At 71.1% G+C, this 14,947-nt stretch carries 17 protein-coding genes; 12 read left to right on the top strand and 5 right to left on the bottom strand.

Translation table 11 applies throughout. The annotated features are described in order from the left end of the window. The first annotated feature begins 12 nt into the window (after positions 1 to 12). Positions 13 to 1,344 carry a Dyp-type peroxidase gene (locus BIV25_RS15320; protein WP_071372846.1) on the top strand — a complete coding sequence of 444 codons (1,332 nt, stop codon included), beginning with the start codon at positions 13 to 15 and terminating at the stop codon, positions 1,342 to 1,344. A gap of 42 nt (positions 1,345 to 1,386) precedes the next feature. Here BIV25_RS15320 and BIV25_RS15315 read toward each other — a convergent pair whose 3' ends face one another. From BIV25_RS15315 to BIV25_RS15305, 3 genes are all read right to left on the bottom strand, one after another. Then, the gene (locus BIV25_RS15315; RefSeq protein ID WP_071372845.1) at positions 1,387 to 2,058 is read right to left on the bottom strand and encodes an enoyl-CoA hydratase-related protein; all 672 of its coding nucleotides are present in this window, start codon (positions 2,056 to 2,058) and stop codon (positions 1,387 to 1,389) included. 80 nt (positions 2,059 to 2,138) lie between these two features. After that, positions 2,139 to 3,191, bottom strand: coding sequence for a hypothetical protein (locus BIV25_RS15310; protein ID WP_071372844.1), 1,053 nt, complete (start codon positions 3,189 to 3,191; stop codon positions 2,139 to 2,141). Between the two features lie 87 nt (positions 3,192 to 3,278). Further along, on the bottom strand, positions 3,279 to 4,295 hold the full coding sequence (locus tag BIV25_RS15305; RefSeq protein WP_071372843.1) for an alcohol dehydrogenase catalytic domain-containing protein: 1,017 nt from the start codon (positions 4,293 to 4,295) through the stop codon (positions 3,279 to 3,281). Between the two features lie 169 nt (positions 4,296 to 4,464). Here BIV25_RS15305 and BIV25_RS15300 point away from each other — a divergent pair, with 169 nt between their 5' ends. Both BIV25_RS15300 and BIV25_RS50340 read left to right on the top strand, forming a co-directional pair. Next, on the top strand, positions 4,465 to 5,037 hold the full coding sequence (locus BIV25_RS15300) for a TetR/AcrR family transcriptional regulator (protein WP_071372842.1): 573 nt from the start codon (positions 4,465 to 4,467) through the stop codon (positions 5,035 to 5,037). Positions 5,038 to 5,143: 106 nt separating this feature from the next. Then, positions 5,144 to 5,386, top strand: coding sequence for a hypothetical protein (locus BIV25_RS50340; protein WP_143076637.1), 243 nt, complete (start codon positions 5,144 to 5,146; stop codon positions 5,384 to 5,386). Here BIV25_RS50340 and BIV25_RS15290 read toward each other — a convergent pair. Both BIV25_RS15290 and BIV25_RS15285 read right to left on the bottom strand, forming a co-directional pair. Then, positions 5,371 to 6,036, bottom strand: a complete 666-nt coding sequence (locus BIV25_RS15290; RefSeq protein WP_071372904.1) for a hypothetical protein — start codon at positions 6,034 to 6,036, stop codon at positions 5,371 to 5,373. The two genes, BIV25_RS50340 and BIV25_RS15290, sit on opposite strands and share 16 nt — an antisense overlap. A gap of 284 nt (positions 6,037 to 6,320) precedes the next feature. Further along, positions 6,321 to 6,929 (bottom strand): hypothetical protein, encoded by a 609-nt coding sequence (locus BIV25_RS15285; protein WP_143076636.1) that lies wholly within the window; start codon positions 6,927 to 6,929, stop codon positions 6,321 to 6,323. Between the two features lie 706 nt (positions 6,930 to 7,635). Between BIV25_RS15285 and BIV25_RS52740 the strand changes: the two genes are divergently transcribed. From BIV25_RS52740 to BIV25_RS15240, 9 genes are all read left to right on the top strand, one after another. Next, the gene (locus BIV25_RS52740) at positions 7,636 to 7,956 is read left to right on the top strand and encodes a hypothetical protein (RefSeq protein ID WP_071372839.1); all 321 of its coding nucleotides are present in this window, start codon (positions 7,636 to 7,638) and stop codon (positions 7,954 to 7,956) included. A gap of 391 nt (positions 7,957 to 8,347) precedes the next feature. After that, a complete protein-coding gene (locus BIV25_RS15275) occupies positions 8,348 to 9,637 on the top strand; it encodes an alpha/beta fold hydrolase (RefSeq protein WP_071372838.1) in 1,290 nt (429 codons plus the stop codon). A 46-nt stretch (positions 9,638 to 9,683) separates the two neighbouring features. Next, the gene (locus BIV25_RS15270) at positions 9,684 to 10,319 is read left to right on the top strand and encodes an MBL fold metallo-hydrolase (RefSeq protein WP_071372837.1); all 636 of its coding nucleotides are present in this window, start codon (positions 9,684 to 9,686) and stop codon (positions 10,317 to 10,319) included. Positions 10,320 to 10,355: 36 nt separating this feature from the next. Beyond that, positions 10,356 to 11,135 carry an exodeoxyribonuclease III gene (locus tag BIV25_RS15265; RefSeq protein WP_071372836.1) on the top strand — a complete coding sequence of 260 codons (780 nt, stop codon included), beginning with the start codon at positions 10,356 to 10,358 and terminating at the stop codon, positions 11,133 to 11,135. A 15-nt stretch (positions 11,136 to 11,150) separates the two neighbouring features. Further along, on the top strand, positions 11,151 to 11,570 hold the full coding sequence (locus BIV25_RS15260) for a DUF6278 family protein (RefSeq protein ID WP_071372835.1): 420 nt from the start codon (positions 11,151 to 11,153) through the stop codon (positions 11,568 to 11,570). Positions 11,571 to 11,717: 147 nt separating this feature from the next. Further along, positions 11,718 to 12,461, top strand: coding sequence for an amino acid ABC transporter ATP-binding protein (locus BIV25_RS15255; protein ID WP_071372834.1), 744 nt, complete (start codon positions 11,718 to 11,720; stop codon positions 12,459 to 12,461). Between the two features lie 17 nt (positions 12,462 to 12,478). Further along, on the top strand, positions 12,479 to 13,426 hold the full coding sequence (locus BIV25_RS15250) for a glutamate ABC transporter substrate-binding protein (protein ID WP_071372833.1): 948 nt from the start codon (positions 12,479 to 12,481) through the stop codon (positions 13,424 to 13,426). Beyond that, complete coding sequence (locus BIV25_RS15245; RefSeq protein ID WP_071372832.1) at positions 13,423 to 14,067, top strand: amino acid ABC transporter permease; 645 nt, start codon at positions 13,423 to 13,425, stop codon at positions 14,065 to 14,067. Before BIV25_RS15250 ends, BIV25_RS15245 begins: the two co-directional genes overlap by 4 nt. After that, positions 14,064 to 14,942: an amino acid ABC transporter permease gene (locus tag BIV25_RS15240; protein WP_071372831.1), complete on the top strand. Its 879-nt coding sequence runs from the start codon at positions 14,064 to 14,066 to the stop codon at positions 14,940 to 14,942. The genes BIV25_RS15245 and BIV25_RS15240 overlap by 4 nt, the downstream gene beginning before the upstream one ends. Positions 14,943 to 14,947 lie beyond the last annotated feature (5 nt).

Below are 14,947 nucleotides of genomic sequence, written 5' to 3'. Positions count from 1 at the left end.
CGGAAGGATGTCATGACAGCGACTGAAGCCCCACGGCTGCAGCTGGACGAGATTCAGGGCATCGTACTGCGCAACCGGCCGTCACCGTATGTCGGCACGTACATCCTGCTGCGTGTGGACGACCCCGGCGCCGGGCGTGAGTTGATGGGGCGTCTGGCCGATCTGGTCGACTCCGCCGCCAACTGGTGGCAACCGGAGCTGCCCGCGCTCCTCAACGCCGGACTGACATACCGGGGACTCGAAGCGCTCCGGGTCCCACCGGCCTCCCTGAACACCTTCCCTGCGGAGTTTCGGCAGGGCATGGCGGCACGCGCCGAGTTCATCGGTGACACCGGGGAGAGCGCGCCCGCACACTGGGAGCAGCCCTTCGGCACTGGACAGGTACACGTCGTGCTGTCCCTCCTGGCCGCCGACCAGGAGTCGTTGGCGGTCGTCCTCGAACGTGCCCGCACGGCCCACGCGCAGCTTCCCGGTGTTCAGACCGTCCATCGGCAGGACTTCTACCAGCTGTCCACGGGGCGTACGACCTTCGGATACAAGGACGGCATCGGCAACCCCACGATCGAGGGCAGCGGCGCCGACGCGCCGCCGGGTGACGGTTCCGTGCTCAGGGCAGGCGAGTTCGTGCTCGGCTATCCCGACGAGACGGGGAACCTGCCGCCGATGCCGCAGCCGGCCGAGCTGGGCCGCAACGGCACCTTCGTGGCCTGGCGGAAGCTGCACACGCGCGTCGCGGCCTTCCGCCGGTATCTCCACGACAACTCCGCCGGCCCGGCGGAAGAGTCGCTGCTCGCCGCCAAGATCGTGGGCCGCTGGCCGAGCGGTGCCCCGTTGGTCCTGGCACCCGAGCAGGACGACCCGGCCCTGGGCGCGGACGACCGGCGCAACAACGACTTCCGCTACGCGTCCGATCCGCACGGCACGATGTGCCCCCACGGTGCCCACGCCAGACGAGCCAACCCGCGCGACTCGGAGATCATCGGCGACGTCCGCCTGCACCACATGATCCGACGGGGCACCACCTACGGCCCGCCGCTGCCGCAGGGCGTCCTGGACGACGACGGCGCCGACCGCGGCATCGTCTTCGTCTTCATCGGCTCACACCTCGACCGCCAGTTCGAGTTCGTGAAGTCGCAATGGCTGAACGACGGCAACTTCACCGGCCTCGCCCGGGAGAAGGACCTCCTCACGGGCGACAACGACGGCACGGGCATCTTCACGATCCCGCAGCATCCCATCCGGCGCCGGCTGCACGGCGTGGAGCGCTTCGTCGTCACTCGCGGCGGGGAGTACTTCTTCCTGCCGAGCCTGAGCGCGCTGCGCTGGCTCGCCGCCGTCCGGTGAACCGGGCGCCGGTCGAGGCATTCGCCTGCGGACGGTACGGCGTCAGCCCAGCGGGGCGGCCGGGTCGCGGAGGACGGCGAGGACGGGGGCGTACATGCGCGTCTTGATGGTTCCGAGGGTGTCGCCGGCCTTGCTCGCCTGAGCCTGGGCGAGTCCGAGGGCGGCGGTACGCAGCGCGTCCTCGTCCACGGCGCGATCGACGATTGCGGCGGCGGCGGCTTCCTGGCCGCCGTAACGACGGGCGGCGACCATGGCGTGCTGGGCCGTCTGCGGGGCCAGCCGGGACCGGACGAGCGCGGACATGCCCGGAGTGAACGGGATGCCGATGTCCGCCTCGGGCAGGCACCAGAAGCCCCGGTCGGCACGCATGACACGGAAGTCATGGGCCAGGGAGAACATCGCTCCGGCGGCGAACGTGTGCCCCTGCAGGGCGGCGACGGTGACCAGCGGGAGGGACAGCAGCCTCGCGAACAGGCGGTGGACGGAACGGACGTAGTCCACGCGCTCGTCACTGTGCGCGGCGAGCCAGTCGAGATCGAGACCGTTGGAGTAGAACGTCCCGGTCGCGGCGGTCACCAGGGCGCGGGGGCCCTCCGACTTCTCCACCTCGTCCAGGGCCGCGTCGACGGAGGCGATCCAGTCGGGGTGGAAGCGGTTCTCGCCGTCACCGAGGTCGAGGACGAAGACGGCGTCCTGGCGGTCGAGCGTGGGCATGGTGGCTCCTCGGGGAGGTTTCGGTGGGGCTGGGCACGTGGGGCGGACGGAGTCGCGGGCGGGCTGCCGGGGCGGCGGACTCAGCTGGGGCGTGCTTGCCGGGCGCGGTGGCGCAGGGTGGCTGCGGTCAGCAGGCCCAGGGCCGAGGTCGCCCCGGTCAGGAGGATCCCGGTGAGGGCCGGCCCCGCGGGAAGTGCGGACGCGTGGATCCAGCGGACGGCGAAGTTGGTGCTTGCCGCGATGGGAAAGCTGAAGACCCACAGGCCCGGCTGGAAGGCGGGCTGGTGCAGCTCGGGGAGAAGGAGGACGACGATGAGGACGGTGAAGGCCAGGATCCCGGCGAAGCCGTAGCCGACGGCGTCGAAGACGCCCTTGTGGGCGGCGGTCCAGGCGATTCCGCCGGTCGCGGGGGGAATGGTCAGGACGGTGAGCGCGGGGCGGGCGGGCCTGGGCAGGCGGTCGCCGGTGACGAGGCTGCCGAGGATGACGGTGCCGAAGGCGAGCCAGTACAGCAGCCCCACCGCGAAGGCGGCGTCGGCGACGCCGGGCAGTGTGAGCGTGGAGGCGATGGCACTGGCGACGAAGGGGGCGGAGGAGACGGGCAGCAGATAGCCCGGGTGCAGCACGGTGGCGCTCAGGGTGCCCGTGAGCCAGTGGGCCAGCAGGCGTGCCGCGATCAGGGCGGCCACGGTGAGGAACACCGCGTAGACCCAGCGCGCGCCGGTGAGCCCGAACCGGGAGAAGTGGCCTGCGATCAGCATGCCGATGACGGGGATGTAGGCGAGGGCGAATCCCTGGCCGGGATGGCGCAGGTCGTGGCGCAGGTTGCGCCATCGGGCCCCGCCGTGGCGCAGGTACTGGGCCAGCAGCACCGACCAGATGAGACCGCTGACGGTGAACAGCGCGTCGCTGACCTGCACAGCGGCCGGAAAGGTGGTGGCCGCCGCCTGCCAGGCTCCGCCGAGACCGGCGAAGCCGAGGGAGACGGACAGCAGGCTGATCCGTGCGGCGCGGGTGACGTGGCGACCGGAGGAGTCGGAGACGCCGCCGGCGGCCGGACGCGCGGGCCCGGCGCCGCGTGGGGTCGTCCTGACGCTCTCTGACGTGTCGGTCATCTGGGCCATCTGGGTCATGTGGGTCACGTGGGGAACCTTGAGGAGGACGGCAAGGGCGTCGGCCGGCCGGGACTCGGTGACCCGGCGGCGCGGGTCGTGACGGGGTCAGGCGGCCATGTCGAGGACGACGCGGAAGCGGGCCTTGCCCGAGAGCATCCGCTCGTAGGCGTCCGCGGCCCGGGTGAACGGCATGATCTCGGTAGCGGGGCGGATGCCGTGGGCCAGACTGAAGGCGAGGTTGTCCTCGTTCTGGATCGACGATCCGGTCAGGCTGCCGACGATGCGGCGGGTGCCGAAGATCAGGTCGGGCGTGGCGACGGTCAGCGGGTCGGGGGCGGCGCCGACCACCACCAGCGTCCCGCCCGGAGCCAGTCCGCGGACCAGGGGGTTCATGGACGTACCGCTGGATGCGGTGGCGACGATGAGCGAGGCGCCGCCCAGCGCGGCCAGCGCCGTTCCCGGGTCGGTGTCCGCGCTGTCGATGTACTCGTGGGCGCCCAGCTTCCGGGCGAGTTCCTCCTTCTCCCGGCCGCGGGCGACGGCGGCGACACGGTGTCCGAGGCTGCGCGCGTACTGCAGGGCCAGGTGACCCAGCCCGCCGATCCCCTGCACGGCGACCAGGGCGCCCGCGGGGGTGGCGGCCTGCCGGAGCGCGGTCAGGGTGGTCAGCCCGGCACACAGCAGCGGGGCCGCCTCGGTGGCCGGCATGCCGTCGGGGACGCGGACCAGTCCGCTCGCGCGGGCGTACGTCACCTCCGCGTATCCGCCGTCGACGGTCGTGCCGGTCTGTTCCTGGTTCAGGCAGTTGACGAAGTCGCCCCGGCGGCACGGCTCGCACTCCCCGCAGTGCCCGTTCAGGAAGCCGACGCCGACACGGTCACCGGGCCGCCAGGCGGTGACGCCCGCGCCCACGGCATCGATGACCCCGACGACCTCGTGGCCGGGGACGACAGGGCGTGCGGGGTCGGGGCGCAGTCCCTCCACGGCCAGCACGTCGGAGTGACAGACACCGCACGCCTCCACCCGGAGCCGGACGTGTCCGGGCTCGGGGTCGACCAGGTCGCGCTCGACGAGCTGGAGATGGCGGACGCCGGTGGCCTCGAAGGCCCGGTACGTGGACATGACGGTTCTCCTCGGTGCTTCTGCCCCCGGCGACGTGAGACGGGCTGGGGGCTCAGGGCGGAACTTCTTCAATATGACCGGTCACTTTAAAATGCGTCAAGGGGGTCCGGCCCGGGTTTGACCCGAGGCAAGGCGACCGGACATATTGAAGGGGAAGGCGGTGGTGAGGATGGCACGCGCGTCCAAGCGCGAGGAGATCGCGCAGGCAGCCCTGGAGCAGTTCCGCACGCGGGGCTTCCATGCCACGGGCATCAGCGACATCACCTCGGCGGCCGGGGCCCCCAAGGGCTCGTTCTACAACCACTTCGCCAGCAAGGAGGAGAGCGCCCTGGAGGCGCTGAGCCGCTATGCCGCCGGGTTGCGGTTCGACCTGCTCGACACCCCCGGACGCCCGGCGCTGGAGCGGCTGCGGGCGCACTTCGAGTTCCTGAGCACGGACACGGTCGACAACGGCTTCGCCCGTGGCTGCCTGGTGGGCAACCTCGGCGCCGAGGTGGCGGACCACTCCGAGGAGATCCGCTCTGCCGTCCAGGGCGGCTTCCGGCGGTGGAGCGCGCGCATCCGGGAGGTGCTCACCGAGGCCCAGGACGCAGGTGAGCTGGACGCCGCTCTCGACGTCGAGGATGCCGCGCTGTTCGTCCTCAGCGCCTGGGAGGGCACGCTGATCGCGGCGCGGGCCGACAAGTCCTCAGCTCCCTTCGACGCCTTCTTCCGCATGGTCTTCGGCGTACTCCTGCGCTGATCGCGGCCGGCCGCCGAACCCTCGCCCCGACTCCTCGCAGATGAGGGAGGCCGGAGCGCGCCACCGGGCAGCCCTTGAGCCCCTCGCGACGAAGTACGCCGCGACAGTGGCTCAGTCAGCTCCGGCGCGGCAGCTGCTCCGCTCGCCGAGCGTCCGGCAGCTTGAGGAGAACCTCACCGCGGCGCGGATCACCCTCCAGCCGGACGAGGTGATCGCCGCCCGCCGGCACGACAACGCGGGCCTGCGCGAAGGACTCGCTGGACGCGGCGCCGTCGTCGCCTGCGACGAACGACGAGCCTCCCGGACCGACACGGGCGGCCCCTGCCGCGTCTCTCACTCCAGCGGATAGCCGATCTCCGTGATGTCTCCTGCCAGGTCGGCCGGCGTGACGTCCGGGTTCAACGCGCGGATCACTGCTTCGGTCAGCGGCTGCGAGGAAAGGACGTGCCGAACCGCCTCCAGGTCGACCGAGACCTCGTAGTAGTCCTCAGCCCATCGCTGAAATGCTTCCGCAGAGCGATCTGCCAGCAGACCGAACAAGTACACAGCGCCGTCCGGGTCTCCTGTGGTCACTTCGGGGAAGTCGATCGTTCCGGTCTTCCAACGGTCGTCTCCCACCTCGCGCCACATGCAGGCGGTGACGACAGGCATTCCGTCCTCGTCCGAGAAGGCCGGTTCCTCGACACATGACCGGAAGACATCGGGCACCTCATCGAGCACGCCGGGCCATGGCCCGTCCTCGGCGTAAGGACTCATGGGTGACTCGTGCGCGAACCCACGCACATAGACACCGGCGGCCGAGAACACGATCGAGTACTCGTCACCCGACCCGGTGCGCATCGAGGCCATGGCCTCCGTCCCGGACCAGTGGGCGTTGAAGGAGTGGTAGCGGCCCGACCACTCGGGGCTGAGGACCGCCTCCACCATGGCCATCGAACGGCAGTGATCTCGGAGGGCAGCGATCTCGGGCAGCTGTCGGGCAACGTCATGAACGGTCACGCGCACATCCAAGCGCACGCCTCTGACACTCCGGTTCCTGCCCGACGGTGCCGGTTCCACCAGGTTGGGACGCGACGCCGAGCCACCGGCGGCCTGCGTGACCGATGCCCGGAGCGCCAAGACCTCCGGTAGCGCGTACGCCGGCGGCCAGGGTATGGGAGCGCGGACAGACGGACGCGTGGTGACGCCGGAAAGACCGGAAGGCCCTCGCCCGCCACAACTGACCCATCGGACACGGCCTTCCAGGCCGTCTCCAGGCCACGTTCCTCCGGGACCGGGCGCCGTCAGCGGCCCTCGAACCGGCGCAGCCCGACCCGCCGGGACAGCCAGACCAGCAGCTCGAAGAGCGCCAGTACCACCGGCAGAGCCCACGCGGCGACGTCGATCCCGCTGTAGTCCGTGTCGGCCGGCTGCGGCGCCGTCCAGCCGTGCGGGTCGACGAGCACGTCCTCGGTATGCCCGACTTCCACCGGCCCGCCGCAGGAGTCGTTGCCCAGCTCGGCGTGGTTGAGCGGCTTGCCGTCCACCCGCTCCAGAAGGCAGGTGTACTCCGGCCCGTGCTTGCCCTCGTACGTCTTCACCGAGGTGACCCGCACCTCCACCCGCTGCCCCTGGTGCGCCATCACCTCCGCCTGCAGCACCGGCCCCGGCCCGGACAGCGCGGCGATCCCCACGATCACCCCGCCGACGATCAGCCACCCGTTCGGCGCCGCGAGGATCATCAGCGTGAGAGTCGCGATCAGCACGAGGGTCCCGAGCACCAGTCCGAGCCCGTTCCAGTCCGGATCGGCGGCCAGCAACGACAGCGCGACGATCACCGGCGGACCGAAATACGCCATGGCGGTGAGGCGGCGGACCTGCCGGGACGAGGTGGCGGTGGCTGTTCGAGGCACGGCGTCAGTGTGCCGAACGGGGTCGTCAGGCTGAAGAGCGGGGTCCGTTACCGCAGTCGTCGCCCTGATGAGCATCTGACGCCTCGCACCGGCCCTCCCGGGTGCGCTCGGTGAGTTCGGCGTCGGCGTCGAGGAGGAACCGCATGTGTGGCGTGCCGCCGTGGCCGTAACTCCGGGCCACGGGCCGTAGCCGACGAGGAAACAGAGGTCTGCGACGGATCCATGGCAATTCCGACGGTCTCGTCCACCGGCTTGCCACGGTGGAGCTGTTCCAGCTCCACCTGGAAGGCTTCATGTGTGCGCGGGCCGCCGAAGCGGGGCGCGGCAGTCGGGACGAGACGGTGCACGACATCCTCCGGGCTGATGCCGCGCACGAAGACCAGGCAGTAGCCACCGGGCAGCGGCATCGGGTTCTCGGCGAGCCGGCGAAGGCCGTCGGCGGTCTGTGCGGATGTCTCCTGCGGGGGAGGGGCCAGGGGCGGTGGCACCGTGGTCGACGGGCACCGTCCCTGTATGCGGATCAGGTCGCTTGACCGTGCACTTCACGGACGTCTGCGGGCAGACGGCGAGTGGGCATCCACCAGGCATTGGCCGGCCGGACGCTGACGGTCCGGGCGAACCACCGCAGCGTCCGCTTCCGTCTCGACGGGCACCTGGTCACCACGGCCTCGTCCCGGCTGCGGCCGCGGACATCGCCCGCCTGACCATGCCGCTACGGCGCCTGTCCCGTCCTGCCGGTCCCGAACCGGCAGCCGCTGACCTGCGCGACGGGATCGTCTGTCTGGCCGGCGGTCGCCACCAGGCCGGATTCGCCCTGGCCGGCCGCACCTTCGTGATTGACGGCCGGTTCGTCAAGCTCGGCCCGCGCCGTGCCGGAAGAACCGGCACCGTCGTCATCGAGGACACCGGCGCAGGCAGGTTCCCGCAACTCGCCCTGGTCTCCTGCTCCCTCGACGTGGCGGGCACCTCGTCTCCGATCCCTTCCACGATCAGAACGGTATTCGCGCTGCGTTCCAGCGGGCGGTGAGACTGGGGCCATGCTCAGGCGGCAGTGGAGAGAACCCGGCGAAGAAGTCGGGGTTCTCGGCGATGGTGTGACGCAAGGCCTTGCCCCGGCCGTGGCTTTGGGAGGCGTCCAGCCACACCCCCGGCGAGGACGCCCATTTCCAGTTGTCCGGGGGGGGGACAGAAGGCAGCAGCAGGGCGGATCACGGCGTCGAACCAGCCCTGGACGTACGTGTCAGAGGCGGCGACGATCGCGGGTACGTCAGCGTCAGCAGCCGGTTTCTCCAGGTCTGTTCATTGCCTCGGCCTGCTGGAGGAAGCCAGGGCCGAGTATGCGTACGCGCGTCATGCACGCGATGGCCAGGTCCACCCCGACGATGTGACATCTCGTGACAGATGAGAGGGTCGGGCGCGTGAGTGAGACACCACCGAACACCCTGCAATACCGCTTTGACGGGCCAGAAGACGCCCCCGTCCTGATCCTGGGTCCCTCACTGGGTACCACATGGCACATGTGGGACCGGCAGGTGCCGGAGCTGGCCGAGCAGTGGCGGATCTTCCGCTTCGACCTGCCCGGGCACGGCGGTGCCCCGGCGCATCCGGCGGGTTCCGTCGCCGAGCTGACCGGCCGGCTGCTCGCCACGCTGGACGCGGTCGGTGTGCAGCGGTTCGGGTACGCGGGCTGTGCGCTGGGCGGTGCGATCGGGCTGGAGCTGGCGCTGCGCCACCCGGAGCGGCTCGCCTCGCTGGCGCTGGTCGCCGCCTCGCCCCGGTTCGGGACCGCCGACGAGTTCCGCCAGCGCGGGGTGATCGTCCGGACCAACGGGCTCGACCCGATCGCCCGGACCTCCCCGGACCGCTGGTTCACCGGCTCCTTCGCCGCCGCCCAGCCCGCGATCACCGAGTGGGCCGTGCAGATGGTCCGCACCACCGACCCCGGCTGCTACATCGCCGCCTGCGAGGCCCTGGCCGCCTTCGACGTCCGTGCCGAGCTGGGCCGGGCCGCGGCGCCGACCCTCGTGCTGGTCGGCTCCGACGACGGTGTCACCGGGCCCGCCGAGGCCCGCACCCTGGTCGCCGGCATACGGGACGCCCGGCTCGCGGTCGTCCCCGGCGCCTCCCACCTGGTCCCCGTCGAGCAGCCGGCCGCCGTCACCGACCTGCTGGTCCACCACTTCTCCACCGCCTGGCAGCAGCCGTACGACACCGGCCAGACGGCCCTGCCGAGCCTCGCCGCCCTGCCCGTCCCTCTCGCGCCGCCGCCGGTCGTGCCGGTCGCCGAGATCGCGCCGGCCCCCGTACCGGCCGCGCTGCCCGCGCCGGCCGACCGGTACGAGACCGGGCTGAAGCTGCGCCGCGAGGTGCTCGGCGACGCACACGTGGACCGGGCGCTGGGCGCGGCCGACGCGTTCTCCGGGGACTTCCAGGACTTCCTCACCCGCGTCACCTGGGGCGAGGTCTGGGACCGGCCGGGCCTGGACCGCCGTACCCGCAGCTGCATCACGCTGACCGCGCTGGTCGCGGGCGGCCATCTGGAGGATCTCGCCTCCCACACCCGGGCGGCCCTGCGCAACGGCCTCACCCCGGACGAGATCAAGGAGGTGCTGCTGCACACGGCCGTGTACTGCGGGGTGCCGGCCGCGCACCGCGCCTTCCGGGTGGCCCAGGGCGTCATCGCGGAGGAGACCACGCCCGACGCGTGAGGCACCGGGCGGACGCCGGGCCGCGGCAGGCGGCAGGATGGCGGGCATGAAGCTCACGAAGAAGTCCCACGCCTGCGTCCGCCTGGAGAAGGACGGGCGGACGCTCGTCATCGACCCCGGCGGTTTCAGCGAGGCGGACGCGGCGGTCGGCGCGGACGCCGTCCTGGTCACGCACGAGCACCCGGACCACTTCGACGAGGGCCGGCTGCGCGCCGCGCTGGAGGCGAACCCGGCCGCCGAGATCTGGACGCTGAAGTCCGTGGCGGAGCAGATCGCGGCGGCCTTCCCGGGCCGGGTGCACACCGTCGGCCACGGCGACACGTTCACCGCGGCCGGCTTCGACGTGCAGGTCCACGGCGAACTGCACGCCGTGATCCACCCGGACATCCCGCGCATCACCAACGTGGGCTACCTGATCGACGACGGCACGGTCTTCCATCCCGGCGACGCGCTCACCGTCCCCGACCGGGCGGTGCAGACGCTGATGCTCCCCGTGATGGCGCCCTGGAACAAGATCTCCGAGGTCATCGACTACGTCCGCGAGGTGCGCCCGCAACGCGCCTACGACGTCCACGACGCCCTGCTCACCGACCTCGCCCGGCCGATCTACGACCGTCAGATCGGGACCCTCGGCGGCACCGACCACCTGCGGCTGCCCCCGGGCGCCTCGGCGCAGCTCTGAGGCCCGTTGTCAGAGCCGGCGGGTAGGTTGTGAGACATGCGCATCGCAACCTGGAACGTGAACTCGATCACCGCCCGCCTCCCGAGGCTGCTGGCCTGGCTGGAGAGCAGCGGCACCGACGTGCTCTGCCTCCAGGAGGCCAAGGTCGCCGAGGAGCAGTTCCCGTTCGACCAGCTGCGCGAGCTGGGCTACGAGGCGGCGGTGCACGCCACCGGCCGGTGGAACGGCGTGGCGGTGCTCTCCCGCGTCGGCATCGAGGACGTGGTCAAGGGCCTGCCCGGCGACCCCGGCTACGACGGCGCGAGCGAGCCCCGCGCCGTCTCGGCGACCTGCGGCCCGGTCCGCGTCTGGTCGGTGTACGTGCCGAACGGCCGCGAGGTGGACCACCCGCACTACGCGTACAAGCTCCGGTGGTTCGAGGCCCTGAAGGCCGCCGTCGCCGGTGACGCGGGCGGCAGCCGCCCCTTCGCCGTCCTCGGTGACTACAACGTGGCGCCGACGGACGACGACGTCTACGACACGGCCGCCTTCGAGGGCCTCACCCACGTCACCCCCGCCGAGCGCGCCGCCCTCGCCGCGCTGCGCGGGACGGGCCTGAACGACGTCGTGCCCCGCCCGCTGAAGTACGACCACCCGTACACCTACTGGGACTACCGCCAGCTCTGCTTCCCGAAGAACCGCGGCATGCGCATCGACCTGGTGTACGGCAACGAACCCTTCGCGCAGGCGGTCAAGGACGCGTACGTCGACCGCGAGGAGCGCAAGGGCAAGGGCGCCTCCGATCACGCGCCGGTGGTGGTCGACCTCGACGTGTGATGCCAGGCTGGGGCCATGAACCTTCCGTTCCTGGGCCACCGGCACAAGAAGAACGGCGACGCGGCTCTTCCGGCCGACCCCGAGTCGGTCGCCGCGCTGCTGTCCGAGTGCGAGCTGCTGCGCGCACAGGCGGATCAGGCGGGTGTCCGCCTCGACGACACCCCGGCCTCCCTGGAGGCCCTGGACCAGGTCGTCCCGCGCTGGCGCGACGACGCCGAGACCCTGCCCGGGCTCGGCCATGACGCGGGGCTCTATCTGGGCACGGTCGTGGTGCGCACCGTGCCCGGCGCCCGCTGGCGGATCCGCCCCGGCGGGGAGCCCGTCGTCCTGCTGCCCTCCGGCCGGGAGATCGAGGTCGCGGACGCCGGGCTGGAGTGGGCGGCGAGCGGAGCCCCCGAGCTGTCCCAGCTGTACGCCGAGATCGCCGAGAGCTGAGCCGGTCCCTGCTGTGCCCCCCTCACCTGCACCCCATCTGCGGTAAATACGGCTTATGCCCGAAAAGTGCGTGTCGTCCCTCAACTCCGCTGCCGTCTGGATAGGTTGCGGCAACCACCACACAGCTGAGAGTGGGTAGGGCTGCGTATGGCCGTCGATCCGTTGATCGAACTGCTGGGCGTCAACAAGTACTACGGGGAACTGCATGTCCTGCGGGACATCGACCTCACCGTCGGCAAGGGAGAGGTGGTCGTGGTCGTCGGCCCGTCCGGGTCGGGGAAGTCGACGCTGTGCAGGACGATCAACCGGCTGGAGACCGTCGAGTCCGGCACCATCACCCTCGACGGCCAGCCGCTGCCCCAGGAGGGAAAGGCGCTCGCCCGGCTGCGCGCCGAGGTCGGCATGGTCTTCCAGTCCTTCAACCTCTTCGCCCACAGGACGGTCCTCCAGAACGTCTCCCTCGCCCAGGTCAGGGTCCGCCGGCGCACGAAGGACGACGCCGACCGGCGCTCCCGTGAACTCCTCGACCGGGTCGGCCTGCTCGCGCACGCCGACAAGTACCCGGCACAGCTCTCCGGCGGCCAGCAGCAGCGCGTGGCCATCGCCCGTGCCCTCGCCATGGACCCCAAGGCGATGCTCTTCGACGAGCCCACCTCCGCCCTCGACCCGGAGATGATCAACGAGGTGCTGGAGGTCATGCGGCAGCTCGCCCGCGACGGCATGACCATGGTCGTCGTCACCCACGAGATGGGCTTCGCCCGCGCCTCCGCCCACCGGGTCGTCTTCATGGCCGACGGCCGCATCGTCGAGGACCGCACCCCGGAGGAGTTCTTCACCGCCCCGCGCAGCGAGCGCGCCAAGGACTTCCTCTCCAAGATCCTCAAGCACTGACCGGGGGAGCGCGCACCATGATCCGTACCACCCGTGCGCCCCGCGCCCCGGGCGTCGTCCTCCTTGCCGCAGGTGCCGCGCTCGTGCTGCTCGCCGCCGCCTGCGGCAAGGAGGGCAGCCCGCCCGGCAAGGGCCCGGCGGCCGACAAGCTCCCGCACTACCGGGTCGACCGGAACTTCAGCCTGCCCGCCTCCGGCACCTGGACCCGGGCGAAGCGGCGCGGCTACTTCGTCGTCGGCGCCAAGGAGGACCAGCCCTACCTCGGCGAGAAGGACCCGGCGACCGGCACCTACTCCGGCTTCGACATCGAGATCGCCAGGATGATGTCCGCCTCCCTCGGCCTCGCGCCGCAGGCGGTGCACTTCAAGACCATCGCCTCCGCCAACCGCGAGACCGCCCTGCAGAACGGCCAGATCGACTACTACGTCGGCACCTACACCATCAACGCCAACCGCAAGAGACTCGTCGGCTTCGCCGGGCCCTACTTCATGGCCGGCCAGTCCCTGCTGGTCCGCAAGGACGAGAACGGCATCCACGGCCCCGACGACCTCGACGGCCGGCGCGTCTGCTCGGCCGCCGGCTCCACGCCGTACCAGCGCATCCGGGCCGACTACCCGAGGGCCGTCCTGGTCGGCTACGACACCTACTCGGTCTGCGTCGACAACCTGCTCACCTACCAGGTCGACGCGGTCACCACCGACGACGCCATCCTCCTCGGCTACACCGCCAAGGCCCCCGGCGAACTCAAGCTCGCCGGACGGCCGTTCTCGAAGGAGCCGTACGGCATCGGCGTCCCGCGCGGTGACGACGCCCTGCGCTTCGCCCTGAACGACGCCCTGGAGGCCCGCCAGAAGAACGGCGACTGGAAGAAGGCGTTCGAGGCCACGCTCGGCCTGTCCGGCGTGCCCGCCCCCCACCCGCCCCCGATCGACCGCTACCCGGCGCCCGACGGGAGGACGGCGTGAACGTACTGACCGACAACTTCTCCCTCTACGCCCAGGGCTTCCTCGGCACCGTCGAACTCACCGTCTACGCCGGGCTGCTGGCGCTCGCGCTGGGCTTCCTGATGGCGTCCTTCCGGGTCGCCCCCGTCGCCTCCCTGCGCGTCTTCGGCACCGTGTGGGTCACCGTGCTGCGCAACACCCCGCTCACCCTGCTGTTCTTCGCGGTGGTGCTCGGCCTGCCCCGGTTCGGACTCGTGCTGCCCTTCCAGGTGTTCGCCGTCCTCGCCCTCGGCTGCTACACCTCGGCGTTCATCTGCGAGGCCCTGCGCGCCGGCATCAACACCGTGCCCAGGGGCCAGGGCGAGGCGGCCCGCAGCCTCGGCATGACGTTCGGCCAGACCCTCAACCTGGTCGTGCTGCCGCAGGCGTTCCGCTCGGTGATCCCGCCGGTCGGCTCCACCCTCATCGCGCTCGCGAAGAACTCCGCGATCGCGGGCGCCTTCAGCGTCACCGAACTGCTCGGCACCTACAAGACCCTCAACGAGCTGGGCTACAACATCGTCTGGACCTTCGTCTGGATCGCCCTCGGCTACCTGCTCATCACGCTCGCCCTCAGCGCGCTCTTCCACGCGCTGGAGCGCACCTGGGGAGTCGCCCGATGACCGGCACCACCGCCCTCTACGACATCCCGGGCCCGCGCACCCGGCAGCGGCACCGCCTCTACGGCGTGCTGTCCACCGCCGTGCTGCTGGGCCTGATCGCCTGGATCCTCCAACTGCTGTTCGACACCGGCCAGTTCACGTACACCAAGTGGATGCCCTTCGCGTACAAGGGCATTCAGGAGCTGCTGCTGCGCGGCCTCGGCAACACCCTGAAGGCCTTCGCGATCGCCGCCGCGCTCTCCCTCGTGCTCGGCGGGGTGCTCGGCGTCGGGCGGCTGTCGGACCACCGGCCGGTGCGCCGGGCGGCCACGGTCCTCGTGGAGTTCTTCCGCGCCATGCCCGTCCTGGTGATGATCTTCTTCATCTTCGTGGCGCTCAGGGCACAGCCGCTGACCGCGCTCGTCGCCGGACTCACCCTCTACAACGGCTCGGTGCTCGCCGAGGTCTTACGCTCGGGCGTGAACGCGGTCGAACGCGGCCAGCGGGAGGCCGCGTTCGCGCTCGGCATGCGCAAGACGCAGGTCATGGCGCACGTCCTTGTCCCGCAGGCGGTACGCGCCATGCTGCCCGCCGTCATCAGCCAGTTGGTGGTCGCCCTGAAGGACACCTCCCTCGGCTACCTCATCACCTACGAGGAGTTCCTCCATGCCGGGAAACTGATCGCCTCCAACCTCGACTACGATTTGCCGTTCATCCCTGTGGTGATGGTGATCTCGCCGATCTACATCGGGATGTGCATGCTGCTCTCGTGGTGCGCCGTCCGGGTGTCCCGCCGTGAGCAGCGCAGCCCCAGGACCGAGGCGGTGGCTCTCGCCACACCGGGTCCCGGGGCGCTGCTGCCGGGCGGGGAGCCCCCCACGGTCCCGAAACCCTAGGAGGG

This window comes from Streptomyces sp. MUSC 14 (genome assembly GCF_001866675.1).
In the GTDB taxonomy this organism is placed as follows: domain Bacteria; phylum Actinomycetota; class Actinomycetes; order Streptomycetales; family Streptomycetaceae; genus Streptomyces.
The sequence above is the reverse complement of the archived record's forward strand: the minus strand, read 5'-3'. Positions and strand labels throughout refer to the sequence as shown.

Coding starts and splice junctions, on each gene's coding strand:
- BIV25_RS15305 (WP_071372843.1), bottom strand. CDS start 4,295: ATGTCCACGTACCGGGCCTTCGAGGCCACCGGCGTCCGCCATCTCCAG.
- BIV25_RS15260 (WP_071372835.1), top strand. CDS start 11,151: ATGAACCTTCCGTTCCTGGGCCACCGGCACAAGAAGAACGGCGACGCG.
- BIV25_RS15255 (WP_071372834.1), top strand. CDS start 11,718: ATGGCCGTCGATCCGTTGATCGAACTGCTGGGCGTCAACAAGTACTAC.
- BIV25_RS15240 (WP_071372831.1), top strand. CDS start 14,064: ATGACCGGCACCACCGCCCTCTACGACATCCCGGGCCCGCGCACCCGG.
- BIV25_RS15310 (WP_071372844.1), bottom strand. CDS start 3,191: ATGACCCAGATGGCCCAGATGACCGACACGTCAGAGAGCGTCAGGACG.
- BIV25_RS15265 (WP_071372836.1), top strand. CDS start 10,356: ATGCGCATCGCAACCTGGAACGTGAACTCGATCACCGCCCGCCTCCCG.
- BIV25_RS15250 (WP_071372833.1), top strand. CDS start 12,479: ATGATCCGTACCACCCGTGCGCCCCGCGCCCCGGGCGTCGTCCTCCTT.
- BIV25_RS52740 (WP_071372839.1), top strand. CDS start 7,636: ATGCCGCTACGGCGCCTGTCCCGTCCTGCCGGTCCCGAACCGGCAGCC.
- BIV25_RS15270 (WP_071372837.1), top strand. CDS start 9,684: ATGAAGCTCACGAAGAAGTCCCACGCCTGCGTCCGCCTGGAGAAGGAC.
- BIV25_RS15320 (WP_071372846.1), top strand. CDS start 13: ATGACAGCGACTGAAGCCCCACGGCTGCAGCTGGACGAGATTCAGGGC.
- BIV25_RS15315 (WP_071372845.1), bottom strand. CDS start 2,058: ATGCCCACGCTCGACCGCCAGGACGCCGTCTTCGTCCTCGACCTCGGT.
- BIV25_RS15300 (WP_071372842.1), top strand. CDS start 4,465: ATGGCACGCGCGTCCAAGCGCGAGGAGATCGCGCAGGCAGCCCTGGAG.